Consider the following 16,440-nt stretch of genomic DNA (forward strand, 5'->3'; position numbering starts at 1 on the left):
AACCGCGGCTGTCCGACCCCGGGATCTGTGCGCACACACGGCCTCGGGACTCCCGCAATATGGCGCAGCGGGGTTAGGATGGCAGCCTTGACGACCGAGACCGCCATGCTCGAGACCCTCGACAGACTGTTGCCGTCCGACTTCCCGGCATTGCGCCGCGCGCGTCCCGCAGCCACGCTGCAGGTCAATATTGGGTACCGCTGCAATCAGCAGTGCCTGCACTGCCACGTCGCCGCCGGACCGCAGCGCAGCGAATGGATGAGCGAGGAAACCGCAGACCTGGTGGTCGAAAGCCTGCGCAGCGGGCGTTTCCAGATCCTCGATCTGACCGGCGGCGCACCCGAGCTGCACCCGGCATTCCGACGCCTGGTTCGCGAGGCCGCCGATCTCGGGGTGCCGGCGATCGATCGCTGTAATCTGACGATCCTCAGCGAACCCGGCCAAGAGGACCTGGCCGATTTCCTGGCGGCCTATGGGGTTGCGGTAGTCGCGTCGCTGCCCTGCTACCTCGAGCACAACGTCGACCGTCAGCGCGGCAAAGGTGTGTTCGAGCGCAGCATCGATGCCCTGCGGCGCCTCAACGCATTGGGTTACGGCGAACCCGGCGGACCATTGACCCTGGACCTGGTGTACAACCCCCAGGATGCGGTGCTGCCGCCGCCCCAGGCGGCGCTGGAAGACGACTATCGGCGAATCCTCGGGCAGACTTACGGCATAGGGTTCAATCGCCTGCTGGCCCTCGCGAATCTGCCGATCCGGCGTTTCGGCAGCACACTGCTGTCCAATGGCCAGTTCGACGACTACCTTCGACTGCTCAAAGACGCGCACAACGCCGACAACCTCGACCAGGTGATGTGTCGCGACCTGGTCTCGGTCGATTGGCGCGGCTACCTGTACGACTGTGACTTCAACCAGATGCTGGACATCGGCATGCTCGATGGCGGCGGTCGACCATTGCATCTGCGCGACCTGCCCGGTCTCGCACTCGATGGGCGCAGGATCCGGGTCGCCGACCACTGCTATGGCTGTACAGCCGGTCAGGGATCGAGCTGCGGAGGCGCATTGAGCAGTGAGGCATGAACAGGCAACGAGCGACCCCGCGGCTGTCGGTGATCATTCCGGCGCTCGATGAACGACAGACGATCGGTGACGTGTTGGACGATCTGGCCGGTTTGCGTGATGCCGGGCACGAGGTGATTCTGGTGGACGGCGGCAGCTCGGATGCGACCCCACGGATCGCCGCGCCGGGCGTCGACAAGGTTCTGCGTTCTGACCGCGGGCGCGCGCGGCAGATGAATGCCGGCGCACGTGCGGCGAGCGGGGACGTGCTGTGGTTTCTGCATGCCGACTGCCGGATCCCGGCGGGGGCGGCACAGCAGGTCATCGACGGCTGTGCGCGGGGGCCGATCTGGGGACGCTTCGACGTGCGGCTCTCGGGAGCAGCAACGCTGCTGCGCATCGTGGAGACGCTGATGAACCTGCGATCGCGCATCAGCGGCATCGCCACTGGCGACCAGGGGATCTTCGTCAGCCGCGCACTTTTCGACCAGGTCGGCGGCTTTCCGGACATCCCGCTGATGGAAGACATCGCGCTCAGCACCGCGCTGCGACGGGTTCGGCGCCCGGACTGCATCCGCCAGCCCCGCTTGCTTGCCTCCAGTCGTCGTTGGGAGACCCACGGCATCCTGCGCACGATCGTGCTGATGTGGCGCCTGCGGCTCGCCTTCGCCCTCGGCACGCCGGCGACGGCGTTGGCGAGACACTACCGATGACCGCCATGACAGGGCGCAGGCTGTTGATATTCGGTCGTGACCCGAAACCGGGCCGGGTCAAGACCCGGTTGATCCCGGCACTCGGCGCCGAAGGCGCGGCTGCGCTGTACTGGCGGCTGCTGTGCGGCACGCTGAACCATGCGCGGGCGACACGTGCGGATGGTTACGAGCTGTGGCTCGACGAGGCGGAACCACAGGACCGGCTGCGTACGCTGGCGCAGGCCCTCGACGTACAGCTGCGCGTGCAGCCGGCTGGCGATCTCGGCACCCGCATGCACATGGCGCTCTGCGACGCGTTGAGACACGCCGAGACGGTGGTGCTGATCGGTAGCGATTGCGCGGAATGGCCACCCGGCCATATTGAAGCCGCATTTGCTGCGCTGCTTCGCGACGATGTCGTCATAGGACCGGCGGCCGACGGCGGATACCTGCTGATCGGTCTGCGCCAGCCGCAACCGGCCTTGTTCGAGGGTATCCACTGGGGCGACGAGCAGGTACTTGCCGAGACTCGGCGGCGCCTGCGGGGCCAGCGGCTACGCTGGTCCGAACTCACTGTCCTACGGGATCTTGACCGCCCGTCCGATCTGGCACACTTCACCGACCTTGGGGATGAACCCGTTACCGAGCCCGCTGATCCTCCCCTGGCCATTCTCCGAGGCGACACGCTATGCAATGGATCGACCGACAACCGCTGATGCTGTTCGTGGTTGCCGCCCTCACCCTCGGGCTGGCACCGTTCGTACCGGAACCGCATGTCTGGCAGAAACTCACCATGCTCGCGGCAGGTGAGCTGACACGCCCGCTCGATATGTTCGACCTGCTGCTGCACGGCGCGCCCTGGGCACTGCTCGCGCTCAAGCTGTATCGACAATTTGCACAGCGCGGCGCCCCACAGTGACGGCACCGGTACAACTGTGGTTCGTCTACAACGCAGACACAGGCCTGTTCAACACGCTTGCCGATATCGGGCACAAGCTGTTCTCGCCACAGACCTACGAATGTGCCTTGTGTGCGCTGACCCACGGCCTGCTCAGCGAACGCCGCGCATGGCGCAGCTTCGTAGAACAATTGGCGTGTGACTGCCAGTTCCTGCATCGCGACCAGTTCCTGGCCCGCTTTCCCGATGATCGCACGCCCCTACCGGCGGTATTGACGATCGAACAGGGCCAGCCACGCTGTCACGTCAGCGCCGCTCAGATTCGCGCCTGTCGCGACCTCGCCGCGCTGGAACGCCTGATTGGCGATTGCTGCAATAGGCTGAGCAGCCACGGTCGGCCACAGAGTGGCGCCCGGAAGGCCGGGGAATAATCGAATAGTTCACAACAAAAAATAAATACAACATATTGTTTGTTAAATTATTTATTCTTCTGTCCCGACACAGGGGCCGAATGCATCCCGATTGGTATTGAATTGACCTCAAACATCATAAATAAGATACTGATAATAAAAGGATTATGATCTCCACGATGTGCTCATACCGACCGCTCCGCCATGTGGAAGGCGATGTTCCAGAGCGCGGTCGGCGCACGCCGCACGGCAGGCCCCACACCCCCCGCTGTGCGCGCATGCGTGGGCCGCTACACTGCGACACACGACGGCCGTCGCTCCTCACCCTCCGACAACTGAGCACTGCATGAAGGAACCCCGCCGGTGAACACGCCGCAACTCCCCAGCATCGAGCTGGTCCAGGATGCACCACAGCGGCCGGGACCCGGCGTACCCACGAGTCGACGTCGCTGGAAGGTGTTCTTCACCGTCCTGCTGCTCGGCGTCGCGGTCGGCCTGGCGATCGTCTACGGACGTGAACCGGTATATCGCGCCAGCGCCTCGGTACTGACGGTCAAACCCAAGGCCGTCGACTCGCGCAGCGCCGAGGCCGACGTCGAACACGTCGCGATCCAGGGGCGACTACTGCTCGGCGAAGACCTTCTGGGCCGGCTGTCCCGGCATCTGGAGGAGGAGGGCGACGCCGAGATCGCCGAGATCAATCAGCTGCGCAGCATGCTGGCGGTGGTCGCGGTGCCGAACACCAATCTACTCGAGCTGCGTGCCGACGGCAGGGTTCCGGAACAACTGCAGCGCGTCGTGAACCGCTGGGCCGAATCCTACGAAACGTTCCGCGCTGAAGAGATCGAGGCCGCGACCGGCCGCACGACCGCGGAGTTGGAAGACCAGCAGACACAGCTGACGCAGCGAATCGACACGGCACGCGCCGAACTCGCAACCTTCCGCGAGGCCAACGACATCGTCAGCCTCGAACGGGGCGAAAACCGCAGTCTCGCAGCCCTCAAGGGCCTGAACAACTCGCTTGCCAAGGCACGCGAACGCGTGGTCGATGCCCAGGCGCGCCGCGATGCAGTCGACACGGCCATCGCCAACGGCGAAACCGTGATCCCCAACGAGCAGAAGAACGAGATCGCGAAACTGCAGCTGGCGCTGCAGCGTTCGCGCACGCGTCTCAACAAGCTGCATGAACGCTATACCCAGGCGTACATCGACCGTGATCCCCGCCTGAAGGCGTTGCCGGATGAGATCCTCGAGATGGAAGGTGAACTGGCTCACGCGCTCGCGCTGGCCAAGACCACGGTGCGCGACGAGGCGGAACAGGCGGTCACCGCCGCCGAGACCTCCCTGGCGGCGCTGGAGCAGAAGCTCAACGACCAGCAGGCGAGCGTCCAGGACTTCACCGAGAAGTTCCGGGAGTTCAAGACGCTCGAAGAAAATCTGGCGCGCCTCGAAAAGCTGCTCGCGAACAACCGTGAGCGACTGGCGAAGATCCAGGTCGGCAACCTGAAAAAGTATCCCCCAATTCAGATCGTCGAATGGGCACGCATCCCTTCGCGCCCGATCTATCCGAACTACGAGCGTGATCTTGCGATTGCGCTCGGCAGTGCATTTGCGCTGGCCCTGTTCGTCACCTGGCTGGTCGAATATCTCAGCGAACGGCCGCCACCCGCGCAACCGGCACCCTATCTCGGGGTACGGATCTACGGAGGCGAACAGTCGCCGGCGCTGGCCGGGCATACCGTGGATCAGCGTATCGGGTTCGATGCACCCCCGCCTCCGGCCGCCGCCCCGTCCCCGCACCTGCCGGTCCTGCCGCGCGAGTTGGCCGGTGGTGAGGTGAAATCGCTGCTCGCTGTCAGCGACGCCGCCACCGCGGGATATGCCGCACTGCTGCTGTGCGGCGTTTCCCCGTACGAGTTGCCACTGCTGCATTCGGCAAGCTTCGAGCGAGAAGCCGGACAGCTGCACGTGACCGGCGCCAGTCAGCGCACGCTCCCGATCAGCGCCACTGTCTGGCGCTGGTTCGAACCCGTGCTGAGCGAGATGGACGGCACACAGATGATGTTGCCGGTCGCCGAACTCGACCAGCGCCTCGCCCAGGCCGCACGTGCCGCGCAACTCGCCGATCCGGGCAGCATCAACGCGTTGGCGCTGTGGCACAGTTACGTGGTCTATCTCGTGCGTCAGGGGATCGATGTGTCGGCGCTGACACAGCGTGTCGGCAACGTCCCACCGGGCGTGCTCGGTACGCTGCTGCATTACGCACCGCCGGGCGGCAACCGCCCCCTGGGCAATATCGATTTCACCCACCCGGCACTGGTGCTGTAACCGACCGGCGCGGCCGCAGATCGACGTCGCAACGAGCCTGACAGACATCGCCGGTCACGGCAGTACAAGGTACGCCATGCCGCAGACCCGCCCGTGCGCGACATCCGCCTCGCTGGGCCAACGAGTCTGCTATGGTTCAGGACGATATGCGCAGGCCGATCGGGTCCAGGTCCGCAAACGGGTGCCGTGCCGTTCAGGACCCCGGATAACGGCCCCACAGAAACCGCGGCAGCGACCATACCGCTGAAACGACGAATACCATGGCGAAGCCGAAAGCATCCCCTTCCAAGCGATTCGCCGGCCGAAACGGCCTACTGTTGAGCCTGCTGGGCCTGTTGATCGCTGTAGAGGCCTTTACTGTGGTTGTCGTGCTCACGTCACAACGGTATGCAACCGATCAGGCGCTGCGCGATTACACCCACGAACTGCTGCAGAACGTGGTCGACGAGACGCGCGAGAACGCGGTCGGTTATCTGCGCCAGGCCGAGGACAGCGTCTCGCTGGCGGTCGGCGTGTACGAATCCGGCCTGTTGTCGGCGAGTTCCCCGACCCGGCTTGAACGGTATTTCCTCGAGCAACTACGCGTGGTCCCACAGCTCGACGCGATCTACTATGGCGACATCGACGGCAACTTCGTGTTCAGCAAACGCACCGCGGCCGGCGCGTCTCCGGGATTTCTCAGCAAGCTGATCCGGTCCGACGAAACTGGTGATGCACGGGTCACCTTCATCACCCGGGCAGCCGATCTGACCGAGGTCGGGCGGCGCGCGGATCCATCGGACAGCTACGATCCGCGGGCCCGTCCCTGGTACGCCCTGGCCCGCGGTGCGCACACCGCCGTATGGACCGATCCGTACATCTTCTTCACCTCCCAAAGACCCGGACTGACCGTCGCCCGGGCGGTACGCAGTGCCGACGGTCAGTTACTCGGCGTGATGGGGGCCGACATCGAACTGTCCGCGCTTTCCGAGTTCCTCACCACACAGCGCGTCGGCCGCTCAGGCGCAGCGTTCATCGTGCACAGCAACGGCGGTGTCCTCGCCCATCCCAGTGCAACACCGCTGGTACAAAATGACACCGCCAGCAAGCTTCGCCTGAAACACCTCAGCGAACTCGATCCGGCGACGGCCAGCGCGGGCGGCCAGTTGCTGGAGCGTTTTCCGCAACTGGCGACGTTGAACCGCACGCATTTCGACGAGTTCGTGCTCGACGGCGAAAGCTACATGAGCATCTTCGTCCCGCTTCTTTCCCAGGGGGACGCAAACTGGGTGATGGGGGTCTACGCTCCGGAGGACGAGCTGGCCCACACGATCCGCGAGGGACAGCGGAAGAGTATCGTGCTCGGCGTCGCGATGAGCCTGTTGACGATCACCGCCGTCTTGCTGTTCGTACTGATCATCGCGCGTCCGATCAACCTGCTGCAGCAGCAGGCACGCGAGGACCCGTTGACCGGGTTGCTCAACCGGCGCAGCTTCGACGAGATCGCGGTCGAGAAATTCGGTGCCGCCTCGCGCGCCGAACAGCCGTTGTCGGCGATCATGATCGATATCGATTGCTTCAAGCCGATCAACGACCAGCACGGCCACGCGGTCGGTGACGAGGTCTTGCTGGTCGTCGCACGGCGTATCCGGCGCGGACTGTCCGACGAGGACCTGCTGGCGCGCTACGGCGGCGAGGAGTTCGCCGTGCTGTTACCCAGCACCGGTGTCGAGGAAGGCAGCCAGGTAGCCGAACGACTGCGCGAACTGGTCGGCAGCATGCCGATCAAGACCAGCGCCGGGGCGCTCGCGGTCACGATCAGCCTCGGGATCGCCGAACTGGGCGGTGACACGGCCAGCCTGGCGGAACTGCTCGACGCCGCCGACCGTGGGTTGTTGAAAGCCAAACGGCTCGGCCGAGACCGCATCGTCGCAGTCACCGCCTGACAGCGACGGATCGGTTCGGCGACTGCCACCGCCCTTCGCCGTATCAGGCGCGAAAAGCCGCTGTCCGGTTGCGGCCGCCGCGTTTGGCGTCGTACAGCGCGACATCGGACGCACGCAACAGATCGGCCGGCGAGGTGATCGACCGCTGGTCCGACGAGGCGACTCCGAAGCTCACCGTCACCCATTGGCTGACGGGTGAGGCATCGTGTTGCAGATTCAGATCGACGATCTTCTGGCGGATGTGCTCGGCAACGGCGATCGCTCCCTCCAGGCTGGTCTGCGGCAACAGGAAAGCGAACTCCTCACCGCCGATCCGTGCAACCACGTCGCCGGGCCGGGCGAGGCTCTGCGCCATCGCCTGCGCGACGACGGTCAGACAATGGTCGCCTGCCGGGTGTCCGTAGCGATCGTTGAACTGCTTGAAGTGATCGATATCCGCCGTGATCACCGACAGGGACTCGCGATCGCGGCGTGCCCTGCGCCACTCCTCGGCGAGTTTCTCCTCGAACAGCCGTCGGTTCGCAATACCCGTCAAGGTGTCGCGCCGCACCATGCGCTCGAGCGCATGACCCGCTTCGATGGTCGATGTAAGGCGCTGCCGGAGGTCCTCCGCGTCGCGAAACACGCGCCGCACCTGAAACGCCGAGGCAAACATCGCAGCACCGAAGATCACGACCATCAGGCCCATGATGAGGTGGACCCGATCGCCTTCGGCGAGCATCCGCACACCGATCGGTACCACGGCGGGCAGCGCAAAACAGGGGAAGGCCCCGGCAACCCCGGACAACAACGGGATGGCGCCGGCCACCATGCCACCAATCACGAATGCAAGGAACACCTGGTTGGGAAACGATTGCGGATCGAACAACAGGACTCCGGCGCTTCCCCACACGATGCCCATCGCGCATCCGCCCGCCACGAAGTAGCGGCGCCAGATGGGCGGGTCGAAACGTCGTGTGCCCGCCGCGGCACCGAACGCGCTTCGCGATCCGTATCTCAGCGCAACGACGATCACCAGAAGAAGCAACCAGGACAACAGGACCGATGTCGCGACGCCCCCCCACAACACGGCCACCAGGATCACCCCATTGGCCAGATTCACCGCGAGCGAGATCGGCAGCTGTCGGTAGCTCTGCTCCAGCTGCGCATTCAACAAACCACTGATGTTGCCGGGAAGATCAGCCACCGGCGTCAGCGGGTGCGTCCCGCCCCGACAGATTCAGATGCCCAGCCATTCCTATCCGCCCGTCTGTTACCAGTGAATCCGACGGCCAGCGATGCCAGTTCCTCGGCCTTGGCGTTTCGCCGGCGGCCGATGCATTGGCTGCAAGGTCCGCAACCTATCCGGCACAAAATGCACCAGGCAGCGTCCCCTGTCCATCTTCGTCACCCGAGCGACGCAACGATGCACGCCGCAGAACCGATCGACGACGCGGGCTGAACGCCGGAAACCCCGCCCGGCGTGAAAATCCCGATCGGTATCAGAATCTGAAGCGGGCTATGCGTCCCTGCAGGTCGTTCGAAAGCGCCGCCAGCTCATTGGCAGCCTGGGCGTTTTCTTCGGCGCCGTGGAAATTCCGCGTCGAGACCTCGCTGATGTTGTGCAGATTGCGGTTGATCTCCTCGGCGACCGCACTCTGTTCCTCGACCGCGCTGGCGATTTGCATGTTCATCTCGGTGATGCGATCGACCGCAGCGGTGATCGCATCCAGCGACTGTCCCGCGACGGCGGCCTGCTCCACCCCCGCCTTGGCCTGGGTACGCCCGACATCCATCGCCTTGACCGCATCATTGGCACCCGACTGCAGCCGGCTGATCATCTCGTCGATCTCTTGGGTCGACTGCTGGGTACGGCTGGCCAGGGTGCGTACCTCATCGGCGACCACCGCGAAACCGCGTCCCTGCTCGCCAGCGCGTGCCGCTTCGATCGCGGCATTCAGCGCCAGCAGATTGGTCTGTTCGGCGATATTGCGAATGACATCGAGCACGCTGCCGATCTGCTCGCTCTCCTGCTTCAACTTGCCGATCACACCATTCGCCTGTTCGACCTCGGACGCCAGACGGTCGATCGCCTGCACGGTGGTCTGCACGACATTGCGTCCCTCGTTTGCCGCCTCGTCGGCCGCACGTGCGGCATCGGCGGCGCTGCTGGCATTCTGCGCGACATCATGCACCGTGGCATTCATCTCGTTCATCGCCGTGGCGACCTGTTCGGTCTCCTGCTGCTGCGACTCGATGCCCTGTAGCGTCTGCCCTGAGACGCTGGACGATTGATTCGCCGCGACGGTTACGCGCGCGACCGCTTCACTGACGGTCGAGACCGTGACCTTGAAGCTTTCGGCGACCGCATTGAAACTGTCGGCCACGTGACGCAACTCGTCATGGCCGGTGTAGTTTGCGCGTGCACGCAGATCCCCGGCGGCAAGCTGGGTGGCGGCATTGTCCAGCTCGCGTACCGCCGAAGCGATGCCGGTGATCGTGATCCCGGACAGCAGCACGCCGACCACCAGTGCCACACCGAGTATCGTCGCAGCGGTTAACATCGAGCTGCTGTAGCGCGCCTCGGCGTGTTCAAAGGTCACCGCCGCCTCCGCCATCTGGCCGATCAACAGCTTGTCTACCGTACCATCCATGACCCCCATCGCCTGTTTCAGACCGCCCAGTACGACGGCATTGGCGCGCTGAAATTCGCCCACCGCAATCTCGGCGGCGATCGCCTTGACGCTGTTCTCCAGTTCGCCGAGGCCCGCCTCGAACTGTTTCGCCAGCACCTGTTCGTCGGGTTCCAGCTCACTGGTCGCAAATACCTGCCAGTTCTCGTGGATCTTCGCCAGATCCCGGTTGACGTTGTCCAGATGCGCCTGAGTCGGGTGGTCGTGCATCGCGGCGAACGCGGAGCCCGGATCGTGCTGCAGCGTCAGCACCAGCTCGGTATGCACCTCGTTCAACAGGCCGATGATCTTGCCGATGCGTTGTGTATGTGCCATGCCCTGCTTGTACAGGGTCTCGATGCTGTCGTTCGACTGGCTCAGGCTGTTGAGTACGAATCCCGCGCTCACGAACATCAGGATCAGGACGAGACCCACGAGGATGGATAGGCGCATTTTGATTGAAAGGTGACTGAGCAGGTTCATTTCGGTACTCCAACGCGACGACGAAAACCGCTAGCCTTCGGACGGTCGGCGAGACGCGACCATGGCCACGCGGGACGGACACCCGGATGTAACGGCTGGCTAGGGAAATTATTTAGCTTGGCATCTGGGCGCATCGGACGGCGACCGGGGCGACAACGCGGCGTGCCAGACCATGATCACCCGGTCGCGGGGGGCCGGTTCCCGGTCAGGACCTGTCGGCGAGGTCCAGATCGCGAAGAAAACCCAGTACCCGTTCCGTGGTCGCGCGGAAATACCGGCCGCCTTCTACACCGACGTTGAAAAAGCCGTGCCGGGCGCCCTCGTAGACCGCGAGATCGCACCGTCCGCCCTTTGCCTCGATGGCCGCACAGAACGCCCGGGCGCTCGCGACCGGAAGTTCCGGGTCGTCACTGCCGAGCATGACCAACGTCGGCGGCACCCGGTCGTCGATCTGCTGCATCGGCGACAGCTCCTGCCAGAAATCCACGACGAGGTGGTGGTCCGGGCGGCACGGCGCCAGGTCGACCATGGGATTGAACAGCAGGAGCGCGGCCGGACGTGAGGTCGGCTCGTCCACACCGGACTCCGGGGGCAGCGGCACCGGGATGCCCAGGGTCGCGGCCAGATGCCCCCCTGCAGAACCGCCACCGACGGCTATACGTTCCGGATCCACGCCCATCTGAGCCGCATGGCGCCGCAGGTAGGCGAATGCCGCGCGCGCATCCTGGACCGCGGCGCGCGGATCGGTGCCGTGTCGGGAGCTGACACGATACTCGGCGCTGATACAGGTGACGCCGGCGCGGGCCAGCTCTTGGCATTGAGGGAAAAACTGCCGGGGGTGTCCGTGTTGCCATGCACCGCCGTGGAACAGCAGCAGCGCCGGCGCCGGCCGATCCTCGCGCTGTGCCCGTGGATCGAATACGAACAGGTGTAACGCGTGTCCGTCCACCGTTCTGTACACCAAGGACCGGTCCGGATGCGGACCGAACGGGTCCATGCGTTTGACCACCAGTGCCGCGAACGTAAGCAGGACGCCAACCGCCAACCCGACGGCGAACACCAACAGATCACGCGTCATACCGACAGACCGCCGTCATCGGCATGGTGGAGCGACACACCGTCGCATCCGCCTTCACGAGGGCAACAGCCCGATGTCGTCCAGTTGGGGCAACGCCGCCTGCGACACGCCCTGCAATTCGCCGCAGATGCCGAGCATGTTGGTGGTGATGCGTTCGAGCTGTGCCTCGCGCTTCTTCCACAACCGCGCCATCGCGGCCTTCTCCTTCTCCAGATCGTCGCGCATCTGCTGGTAGGCATCGACGACCGCGCGGACCTTCTGCGCAAACTGGGCGCTGGTGACGTAGTTGTACAACGCCTCCATGGATTCCTCCCTGCCGACGGCGATCACCTTCTGGCGCTGAGACTCGATCAACACCGTACGCAACGCCTCTGCAAGCGCCCTGACGAAACCCGGGCGAACCAGCCAGACACCTTCGTACATCGCCATCGGTTCATCGATGCCGGCCGGAAATGCCGTGCTCACCAGCACCGCGAGCTCACCGCCCGCTGCCTGCTGGTCGTCCTTGAGTTTCGCAATCCAGGCATTCGACCAATGCTCGGCGCGTTTGGTCTCCCAGACAATGCGACCGCAGACGGTGCCCGATCTCAGACGCACCGTCTGGATCAGGTCGGCACCGCGCACCCCTTTACGTACCGGCTCAATGCCGTCGAATGGAAAGGTGCTGCCCAGCAGCTCCTCGAGTTCCAGCTCCAGCACCTCACCCTGCAGCTGTTGCGAGCCCTGCTCCAGCTTGCGCTTAAGATCCTCGTTGGCCTTCTGGGCGTCGTCGATTTTCTTGCGCCACTCCGCTTCACGGAGGCGGAACGCCTCGGCGTTGCTCTCCTCGATCCGCTGGCGGGCGGCATCGACCTGACGTTGCACCTCGAGATCCAGCTCCTTCTGGCGCTCTTCGAGCGCGGTCTTCTGCTTGCGCAACGTCAGCTCGACCTCCCGCAGCCGGGCCAGGTTCTCCTCCTTCGCCAGCAGTTCGGCACGCAGCGCCTCGGTCCGCTGTTCGCCTTCGCGCCGCGCATCGTCGACCGCGCGGCGAGCCGCTGCCTCGAGCTGCGCCTTGACTACCGCCTGTGCGGCATCGGCCTGCTTGAGCCGCTCCTGCAGGCCCGCCACCTGATCCTCGAACCGACGCGCCGCATTGCGGTCGGCATCCGCGGCAAGCGTCTCACGCAGTTGACGGCGTTCGGCATCGAGCTGTGTCGCATACTCGTTCTCGTAGCGCTCGATCAGCTGGTGTGCGATCGCATCCTGCAGCACGAACGCCTTCCCACAGTGCGGACAGGTGACGCTGTCGAATGCGTCGACGATGATCTTCTTGGTCATCCTTATTCCTCTGACACCGCCCCCAGGTACCACCCGTGACCAGTCGGTGTCCCTCAGGCACCACCGCTCAACAGCGATTCGCGCGCGCGTTTCCGGCGTTCATGGGCCTCGACGGTAAGCTTGTACGACACGTAGTACTTGTAGATGTTACGTACATAGGTAACGGGCTCCAGACCCAGTTTCTCGGCAGTGACGATCTCAACGTTGTTGAACCATACGTCGGGGTCCAGACCGCGCTCGGCCGCAAGCCGCCGCATCTTTCTCAGGTTCCCGGGTCCGGCGTTGTACGCGGCGAACGCAAACAACGTGCGGTTGTCACCGCTGAACGTGGCATCTTGGAAGTAGCGTGTCATCAGGCGGTGCATGTATTTCGCCCCGGCATGGATGTTGGCCTCGGCCTTCTTGATGTCGCCAACGTCCAGTTCCTTTGCGGTCGCCGGCATGATCTGCATGATGCCGATCGCACCCACCGGGCTACGCTTGGTCTGATCGATGCGCGACTCCTGATAACCCTGTGCCGCAAGCATCAGCGGATCGAAACCGTAGCGTCCGCCGTATTCCCGAAACAGCTCGATGGTTGCCTCGAAGCGCTTCCATTCGGCCTCTCCCGTCGGATCTGCAAGTCGGGCGACGCCGCGTTTCATCTTCTGTATGCGATAGGGCGTCACGCCCTTGCTGACCAGCTTCTTCTCGTGAAATTCGAGAATCTCCGCCTTCAATCGGGGACTGTCCTTGCGCATCGCCCAGCCGATCAGACCCGCATCACGTAGTACGAGCTGCTCGTGAATCTTGATGTCCGGCAGAATCTGCGCCCAGATCTTCGCTTTCCAGTCATCGACGACGATCGCCTGCAGCAGACCGGCATTGAGCATCTCCATCATGTCCTCATCCTCGAGCGCGTCAGGGACCGCCACGATATCGATCGCCGGTTTACCGGCAGCCTGCAGGCGCTCGCTCAACGCGATCAGGCTCGCGTGATAGCTCGAGGAGGGACGCGTATGCACCGTCTTTCCGGCCAGATCGTCGAGCGACTCGATCATGGGTGCGCCCGGGCCGGTCAACAACAGCTCCTTCACCTTGAGTCCGTTTTCCGGAGCCGCGAAGTCCACCATCGCGAGACGTTCCTCGGTCGCAGTCAGATTGCCGATCGCGATATCGCCGAGACCGGCCACCAGATTCGGCAGCAGTTTGTCGCGCGTGGTCGGAATCAACAGCAGGGTGACCGGGCGTCGTGCGAGGTCTTTGCGGTATTTGCGGTTGAGGTACCGTTCGAAGTCGCGTGCGGTCTCCGCGCTGAGCCCGCGTTCGTGGCCGCGTTCGTTGTAGTACAGGCTACGGCTGAATGGCGCCAATACGCGGATCAGGCGGCGCTGCAGCATGTCCTCGAATTGCCCGGTCCATGGCTTGAACGAGGTCGACAGTGCCCGGATATCCGCTTCCGGTTGCCCGGCAGCGCCGGACGTCCCATTGATCGCCCACAGCAATCCCGCAAGCAATATCCAGGTTCTCGCTGACATCGATTTCAAGCTCCCCTCCGGTACCGGCCGCAGCGATCAGCACAGCGCGAGTGCACCGGTTCGCTTCATTGACCGGCACATTCGGTGTCCACCGACGCGCGTGCCTCGCCGAGCAACCGCTGCATCTCCTCCCAGCTCACCCGGCGCGCACTGCCATCGGGCTCGATCACCAGTCGCCTGTTGGGCGGCTGATCCTGTAGCTGTGCCAGGCGTTCTTTGGCCTTTTCGCAGGCAGCGGCACGGCGCCGCTGCCGCTCGATCGCGGCCTTCTGCGTGGCTTTCCGCTCCTGGTGTCCGTCGGTCAGGGTCTCCAATTCACGGTTGGTCTTGCGGACCGCGCTGCGTGCCTTTTCGACCTCGGCGGGAGCGGGTGCGGGTTCGACAGACATGGACTCCGCCTGCCCGTCCGGCGGTGGCGTGTCCGAATAGATGACCCTGCCTTCCGCATTGGTCCACTTGTAGGCCTGCGCCCACACCTGGGCGTCCGGCAGCGAAGGTTCGCCAGCCGCCCGCAGGCCGGCACACGCCGCAATCAATATCGCCAGCAACGTAGCTCGCATCACCCGTTCCGATCTCCCCCGGTTCATTCGGCCGTCGCGGGGCACGACCGGTGCAGCGGAAGCCGGACGATCCCGTGAGGATCAGTTGCGGCTTGCATCGCTGGGAGGCACTTTCCAGGTACCGTCTGCCTGGCGGCAGAAATCGAACTCGCTGTTCGCGGACTGGCCGCCGACGGCATTCTGGATCCGCAGCCGCCGGCACACGCTGCCGTCGCGTTCACTGGTCGACAGGGGCGTCAAGAGCCCTCCGGCACCGCTCGTGGCATTCCCCCAACGCACCGCCTCGCCGTCGCCGGCGTCGTCCAGCGCCCGACGCGCCGCCGAGCGGAACGCCTCGAGGTCACCCTCGCCCATATTCGCAAGCGGCGAATCCTTCATGAAGAAAACATTGCCGGCCGATGCCGACGAAATCGTAGCGATCAACAGGGTGGTGCCGACCGCAACGGTCAGCGCACGAAGTACAGACATAGACGTCCCCCAATTAGGTGCTGCAGATGACCCGTCCATTCTCGTTCGACCACGGCGGTCACAGCGCCGGTTGCCGGACCGGACGGCACCTAGGGTAACAGACCGCCGCACGGATGCATCAGCGGCCGCATTCGGCCTCAAACTGCTGCGACACGGCGTAACGCCGTTGCGGTTTGCCCTTCAGTGCCTCCAACTCGCGAGCCAGCGCCGTACAGCGTTCACCGCGATCGGCCTCGCGTTCGGCCGGTAGCGTGGTCAGATCGCGGCGTTCCGCGTCCTGGGGCTCGAACATGATGGATCGTGCGGGTTCATCGGCCCAGGCCCCGCTTCCGGCGAACAACGACAGCAGACTCCAGCCGATGACCGCCGCGATCCGTGGCCCCCCAGCCACCGAGGACGGCCCGCGACGAGCAGGACCGGCCCCCTTGATCGTACCGCGCGCGACGCTCATCGCGCGGTGTACTTGAACTTCTGTCCACCGACGCTGGCCTCGTACATCAGCCCCCCTTTGGCGACGGTGAACACGGCCATTCCCTTCTTGTACTCACCCCTGGTCGTCGCATCGTGTTGACCGCCACTTGCGCCCGAAGAGCTGCCGGCGGTCGTTGCGGCGGCCTGGGCGCCCGCGGTGATGGCCACTGCGCCGACCTGGGCCCCGAACTCGAATTCACCGGACGTGAACTCGCTAAACGCGCGCTCGTCCTGGAAGAAGATGATCTGACGATAGGCCTGTCCGCCGAGCTGGAATCCCACGGTCAGCTGTGTCATCACGACATCGCCCACGTACTCACCGTGCGCATAGACCCTGCCTTCGCCGCGCGCGGCCCCGATGCCGACCGCGCCCTTGCCGACGTTCGGAAACACCGCATAACCGTAGGCATCGTCGAAGAACGTCTTGCTCTCCAGCGCACCGCGGAAAATCTCAACGGTATCGCCGTACTCATCCGCAAACGCCTGCATCACCGGCAGGACCGACAGCGCCAATACCAAACCGAAACCTCTGCCCAGATTCATGGCCATCCACCCCCTCTCGTGTTTTCGACTGAGCCGT

16 protein-coding genes are annotated in these 16,440 nt (G+C 64.3%); 7 read left to right on the top strand and 9 right to left on the bottom strand.

Going from position 1 to position 16,440, the window contains the following annotated elements:
• Positions 1-105 precede the first annotated feature (105 nt).
• The 7 genes from arsS to H6955_02535 all read left to right on the top strand — a co-directional run bounded on the left by arsS (position 106) and on the right by H6955_02535 (position 7,312).
• Positions 106-1,080, top strand: a complete 975-nt coding sequence (arsS, locus tag H6955_02505; protein ID MCP5312398.1) for an arsenosugar biosynthesis radical SAM protein ArsS — start codon at positions 106-108, stop codon at positions 1,078-1,080.
• Positions 1,077-1,772: a TIGR04283 family arsenosugar biosynthesis glycosyltransferase gene (locus tag H6955_02510; protein MCP5312399.1), complete on the top strand. Its 696-nt coding sequence runs from the start codon at positions 1,077-1,079 to the stop codon at positions 1,770-1,772. The genes arsS and H6955_02510 overlap by 4 nt, the downstream gene beginning before the upstream one ends.
• Complete coding sequence (locus H6955_02515) at positions 1,769-2,467, top strand: TIGR04282 family arsenosugar biosynthesis glycosyltransferase (GenBank protein MCP5312400.1); 699 nt, start codon at positions 1,769-1,771, stop codon at positions 2,465-2,467. Before H6955_02510 ends, H6955_02515 begins: the two co-directional genes overlap by 4 nt.
• A complete protein-coding gene (locus tag H6955_02520; protein MCP5312401.1) occupies positions 2,440-2,670 on the top strand; it encodes an RND transporter in 231 nt (76 codons plus the stop codon). The genes H6955_02515 and H6955_02520 overlap by 28 nt, the downstream gene beginning before the upstream one ends.
• Positions 2,667-3,080, top strand: a complete 414-nt coding sequence (locus tag H6955_02525; GenBank protein ID MCP5312402.1) for a hypothetical protein — start codon at positions 2,667-2,669, stop codon at positions 3,078-3,080. Before H6955_02520 ends, H6955_02525 begins: the two co-directional genes overlap by 4 nt.
• Positions 3,081-3,422: 342 nt before the next feature.
• Positions 3,423-5,387: a hypothetical protein gene (locus H6955_02530; GenBank protein MCP5312403.1), complete on the top strand. Its 1,965-nt coding sequence runs from the start codon at positions 3,423-3,425 to the stop codon at positions 5,385-5,387.
• A 260-nt stretch (positions 5,388-5,647) separates the two neighbouring features.
• Positions 5,648-7,312 (top strand): diguanylate cyclase, encoded by a 1,665-nt coding sequence (locus tag H6955_02535; GenBank protein ID MCP5312404.1) that lies wholly within the window; start codon positions 5,648-5,650, stop codon positions 7,310-7,312.
• A gap of 43 nt (positions 7,313-7,355) precedes the next feature.
• On the opposite strand, the gene H6955_02540 is transcribed toward H6955_02535, so the two are convergent.
• From H6955_02540 to H6955_02580, 9 genes are all read right to left on the bottom strand, one after another.
• Entirely contained in the window at positions 7,356-8,231 is an 876-nt protein-coding gene (locus H6955_02540) for a GGDEF domain-containing protein (protein MCP5312405.1), read from the bottom strand.
• Between the two features lie 562 nt (positions 8,232-8,793).
• Entirely contained in the window at positions 8,794-10,446 is a 1,653-nt protein-coding gene (locus H6955_02545; protein ID MCP5312406.1) for a methyl-accepting chemotaxis protein, read from the bottom strand.
• A gap of 205 nt (positions 10,447-10,651) precedes the next feature.
• Positions 10,652-11,524 (bottom strand): alpha/beta hydrolase fold domain-containing protein, encoded by an 873-nt coding sequence (locus H6955_02550; GenBank protein ID MCP5312407.1) that lies wholly within the window; start codon positions 11,522-11,524, stop codon positions 10,652-10,654.
• 54 nt (positions 11,525-11,578) lie between these two features.
• Entirely contained in the window at positions 11,579-12,844 is a 1,266-nt protein-coding gene (locus H6955_02555) for a DUF2130 domain-containing protein (GenBank protein MCP5312408.1), read from the bottom strand.
• Between the two features lie 53 nt (positions 12,845-12,897).
• Positions 12,898-14,361: a transglycosylase SLT domain-containing protein gene (locus tag H6955_02560; protein ID MCP5312409.1), complete on the bottom strand. Its 1,464-nt coding sequence runs from the start codon at positions 14,359-14,361 to the stop codon at positions 12,898-12,900.
• A 65-nt stretch (positions 14,362-14,426) separates the two neighbouring features.
• The gene (locus H6955_02565; GenBank protein MCP5312410.1) at positions 14,427-14,921 is read right to left on the bottom strand and encodes a DUF4124 domain-containing protein; all 495 of its coding nucleotides are present in this window, start codon (positions 14,919-14,921) and stop codon (positions 14,427-14,429) included.
• 81 nt (positions 14,922-15,002) lie between these two features.
• Positions 15,003-15,389 (bottom strand): hypothetical protein, encoded by a 387-nt coding sequence (locus tag H6955_02570; GenBank protein MCP5312411.1) that lies wholly within the window; start codon positions 15,387-15,389, stop codon positions 15,003-15,005.
• A 118-nt stretch (positions 15,390-15,507) separates the two neighbouring features.
• Entirely contained in the window at positions 15,508-15,840 is a 333-nt protein-coding gene (locus tag H6955_02575) for a hypothetical protein (GenBank protein ID MCP5312412.1), read from the bottom strand.
• Entirely contained in the window at positions 15,837-16,403 is a 567-nt protein-coding gene (locus H6955_02580) for a lipid-binding SYLF domain-containing protein (protein ID MCP5312413.1), read from the bottom strand. Before H6955_02580 ends, H6955_02575 begins: the two co-directional genes overlap by 4 nt.
• Positions 16,404-16,440: the final 37 nt, after the last annotated feature.

The organism is Chromatiaceae bacterium, assembly GCA_024235395.1.
Classification (GTDB): Bacteria; Pseudomonadota; Gammaproteobacteria; order Chromatiales; family Chromatiaceae; genus Thiosocius.

Coding starts and splice junctions, on each gene's coding strand:
- arsS (MCP5312398.1), top strand. CDS start 106: ATGCTCGAGACCCTCGACAGACTGTTGCCGTCCGACTTCCCGGCATTG.
- H6955_02510 (MCP5312399.1), top strand. CDS start 1,077: ATGAACAGGCAACGAGCGACCCCGCGGCTGTCGGTGATCATTCCGGCG.
- H6955_02515 (MCP5312400.1), top strand. CDS start 1,769: ATGACCGCCATGACAGGGCGCAGGCTGTTGATATTCGGTCGTGACCCG.
- H6955_02520 (MCP5312401.1), top strand. CDS start 2,440: ATGCAATGGATCGACCGACAACCGCTGATGCTGTTCGTGGTTGCCGCC.
- H6955_02535 (MCP5312404.1), top strand. CDS start 5,648: ATGGCGAAGCCGAAAGCATCCCCTTCCAAGCGATTCGCCGGCCGAAAC.
- H6955_02545 (MCP5312406.1), bottom strand. CDS start 10,446: ATGAACCTGCTCAGTCACCTTTCAATCAAAATGCGCCTATCCATCCTC.
- H6955_02550 (MCP5312407.1), bottom strand. CDS start 11,524: ATGACGCGTGATCTGTTGGTGTTCGCCGTCGGGTTGGCGGTTGGCGTC.
- H6955_02555 (MCP5312408.1), bottom strand. CDS start 12,844: ATGACCAAGAAGATCATCGTCGACGCATTCGACAGCGTCACCTGTCCG.
- H6955_02560 (MCP5312409.1), bottom strand. CDS start 14,361: ATGTCAGCGAGAACCTGGATATTGCTTGCGGGATTGCTGTGGGCGATC.
- H6955_02565 (MCP5312410.1), bottom strand. CDS start 14,921: ATGCGAGCTACGTTGCTGGCGATATTGATTGCGGCGTGTGCCGGCCTG.
- H6955_02570 (MCP5312411.1), bottom strand. CDS start 15,389: ATGTCTGTACTTCGTGCGCTGACCGTTGCGGTCGGCACCACCCTGTTG.
- H6955_02575 (MCP5312412.1), bottom strand. CDS start 15,840: ATGAGCGTCGCGCGCGGTACGATCAAGGGGGCCGGTCCTGCTCGTCGC.
- H6955_02580 (MCP5312413.1), bottom strand. CDS start 16,403: ATGAATCTGGGCAGAGGTTTCGGTTTGGTATTGGCGCTGTCGGTCCTG.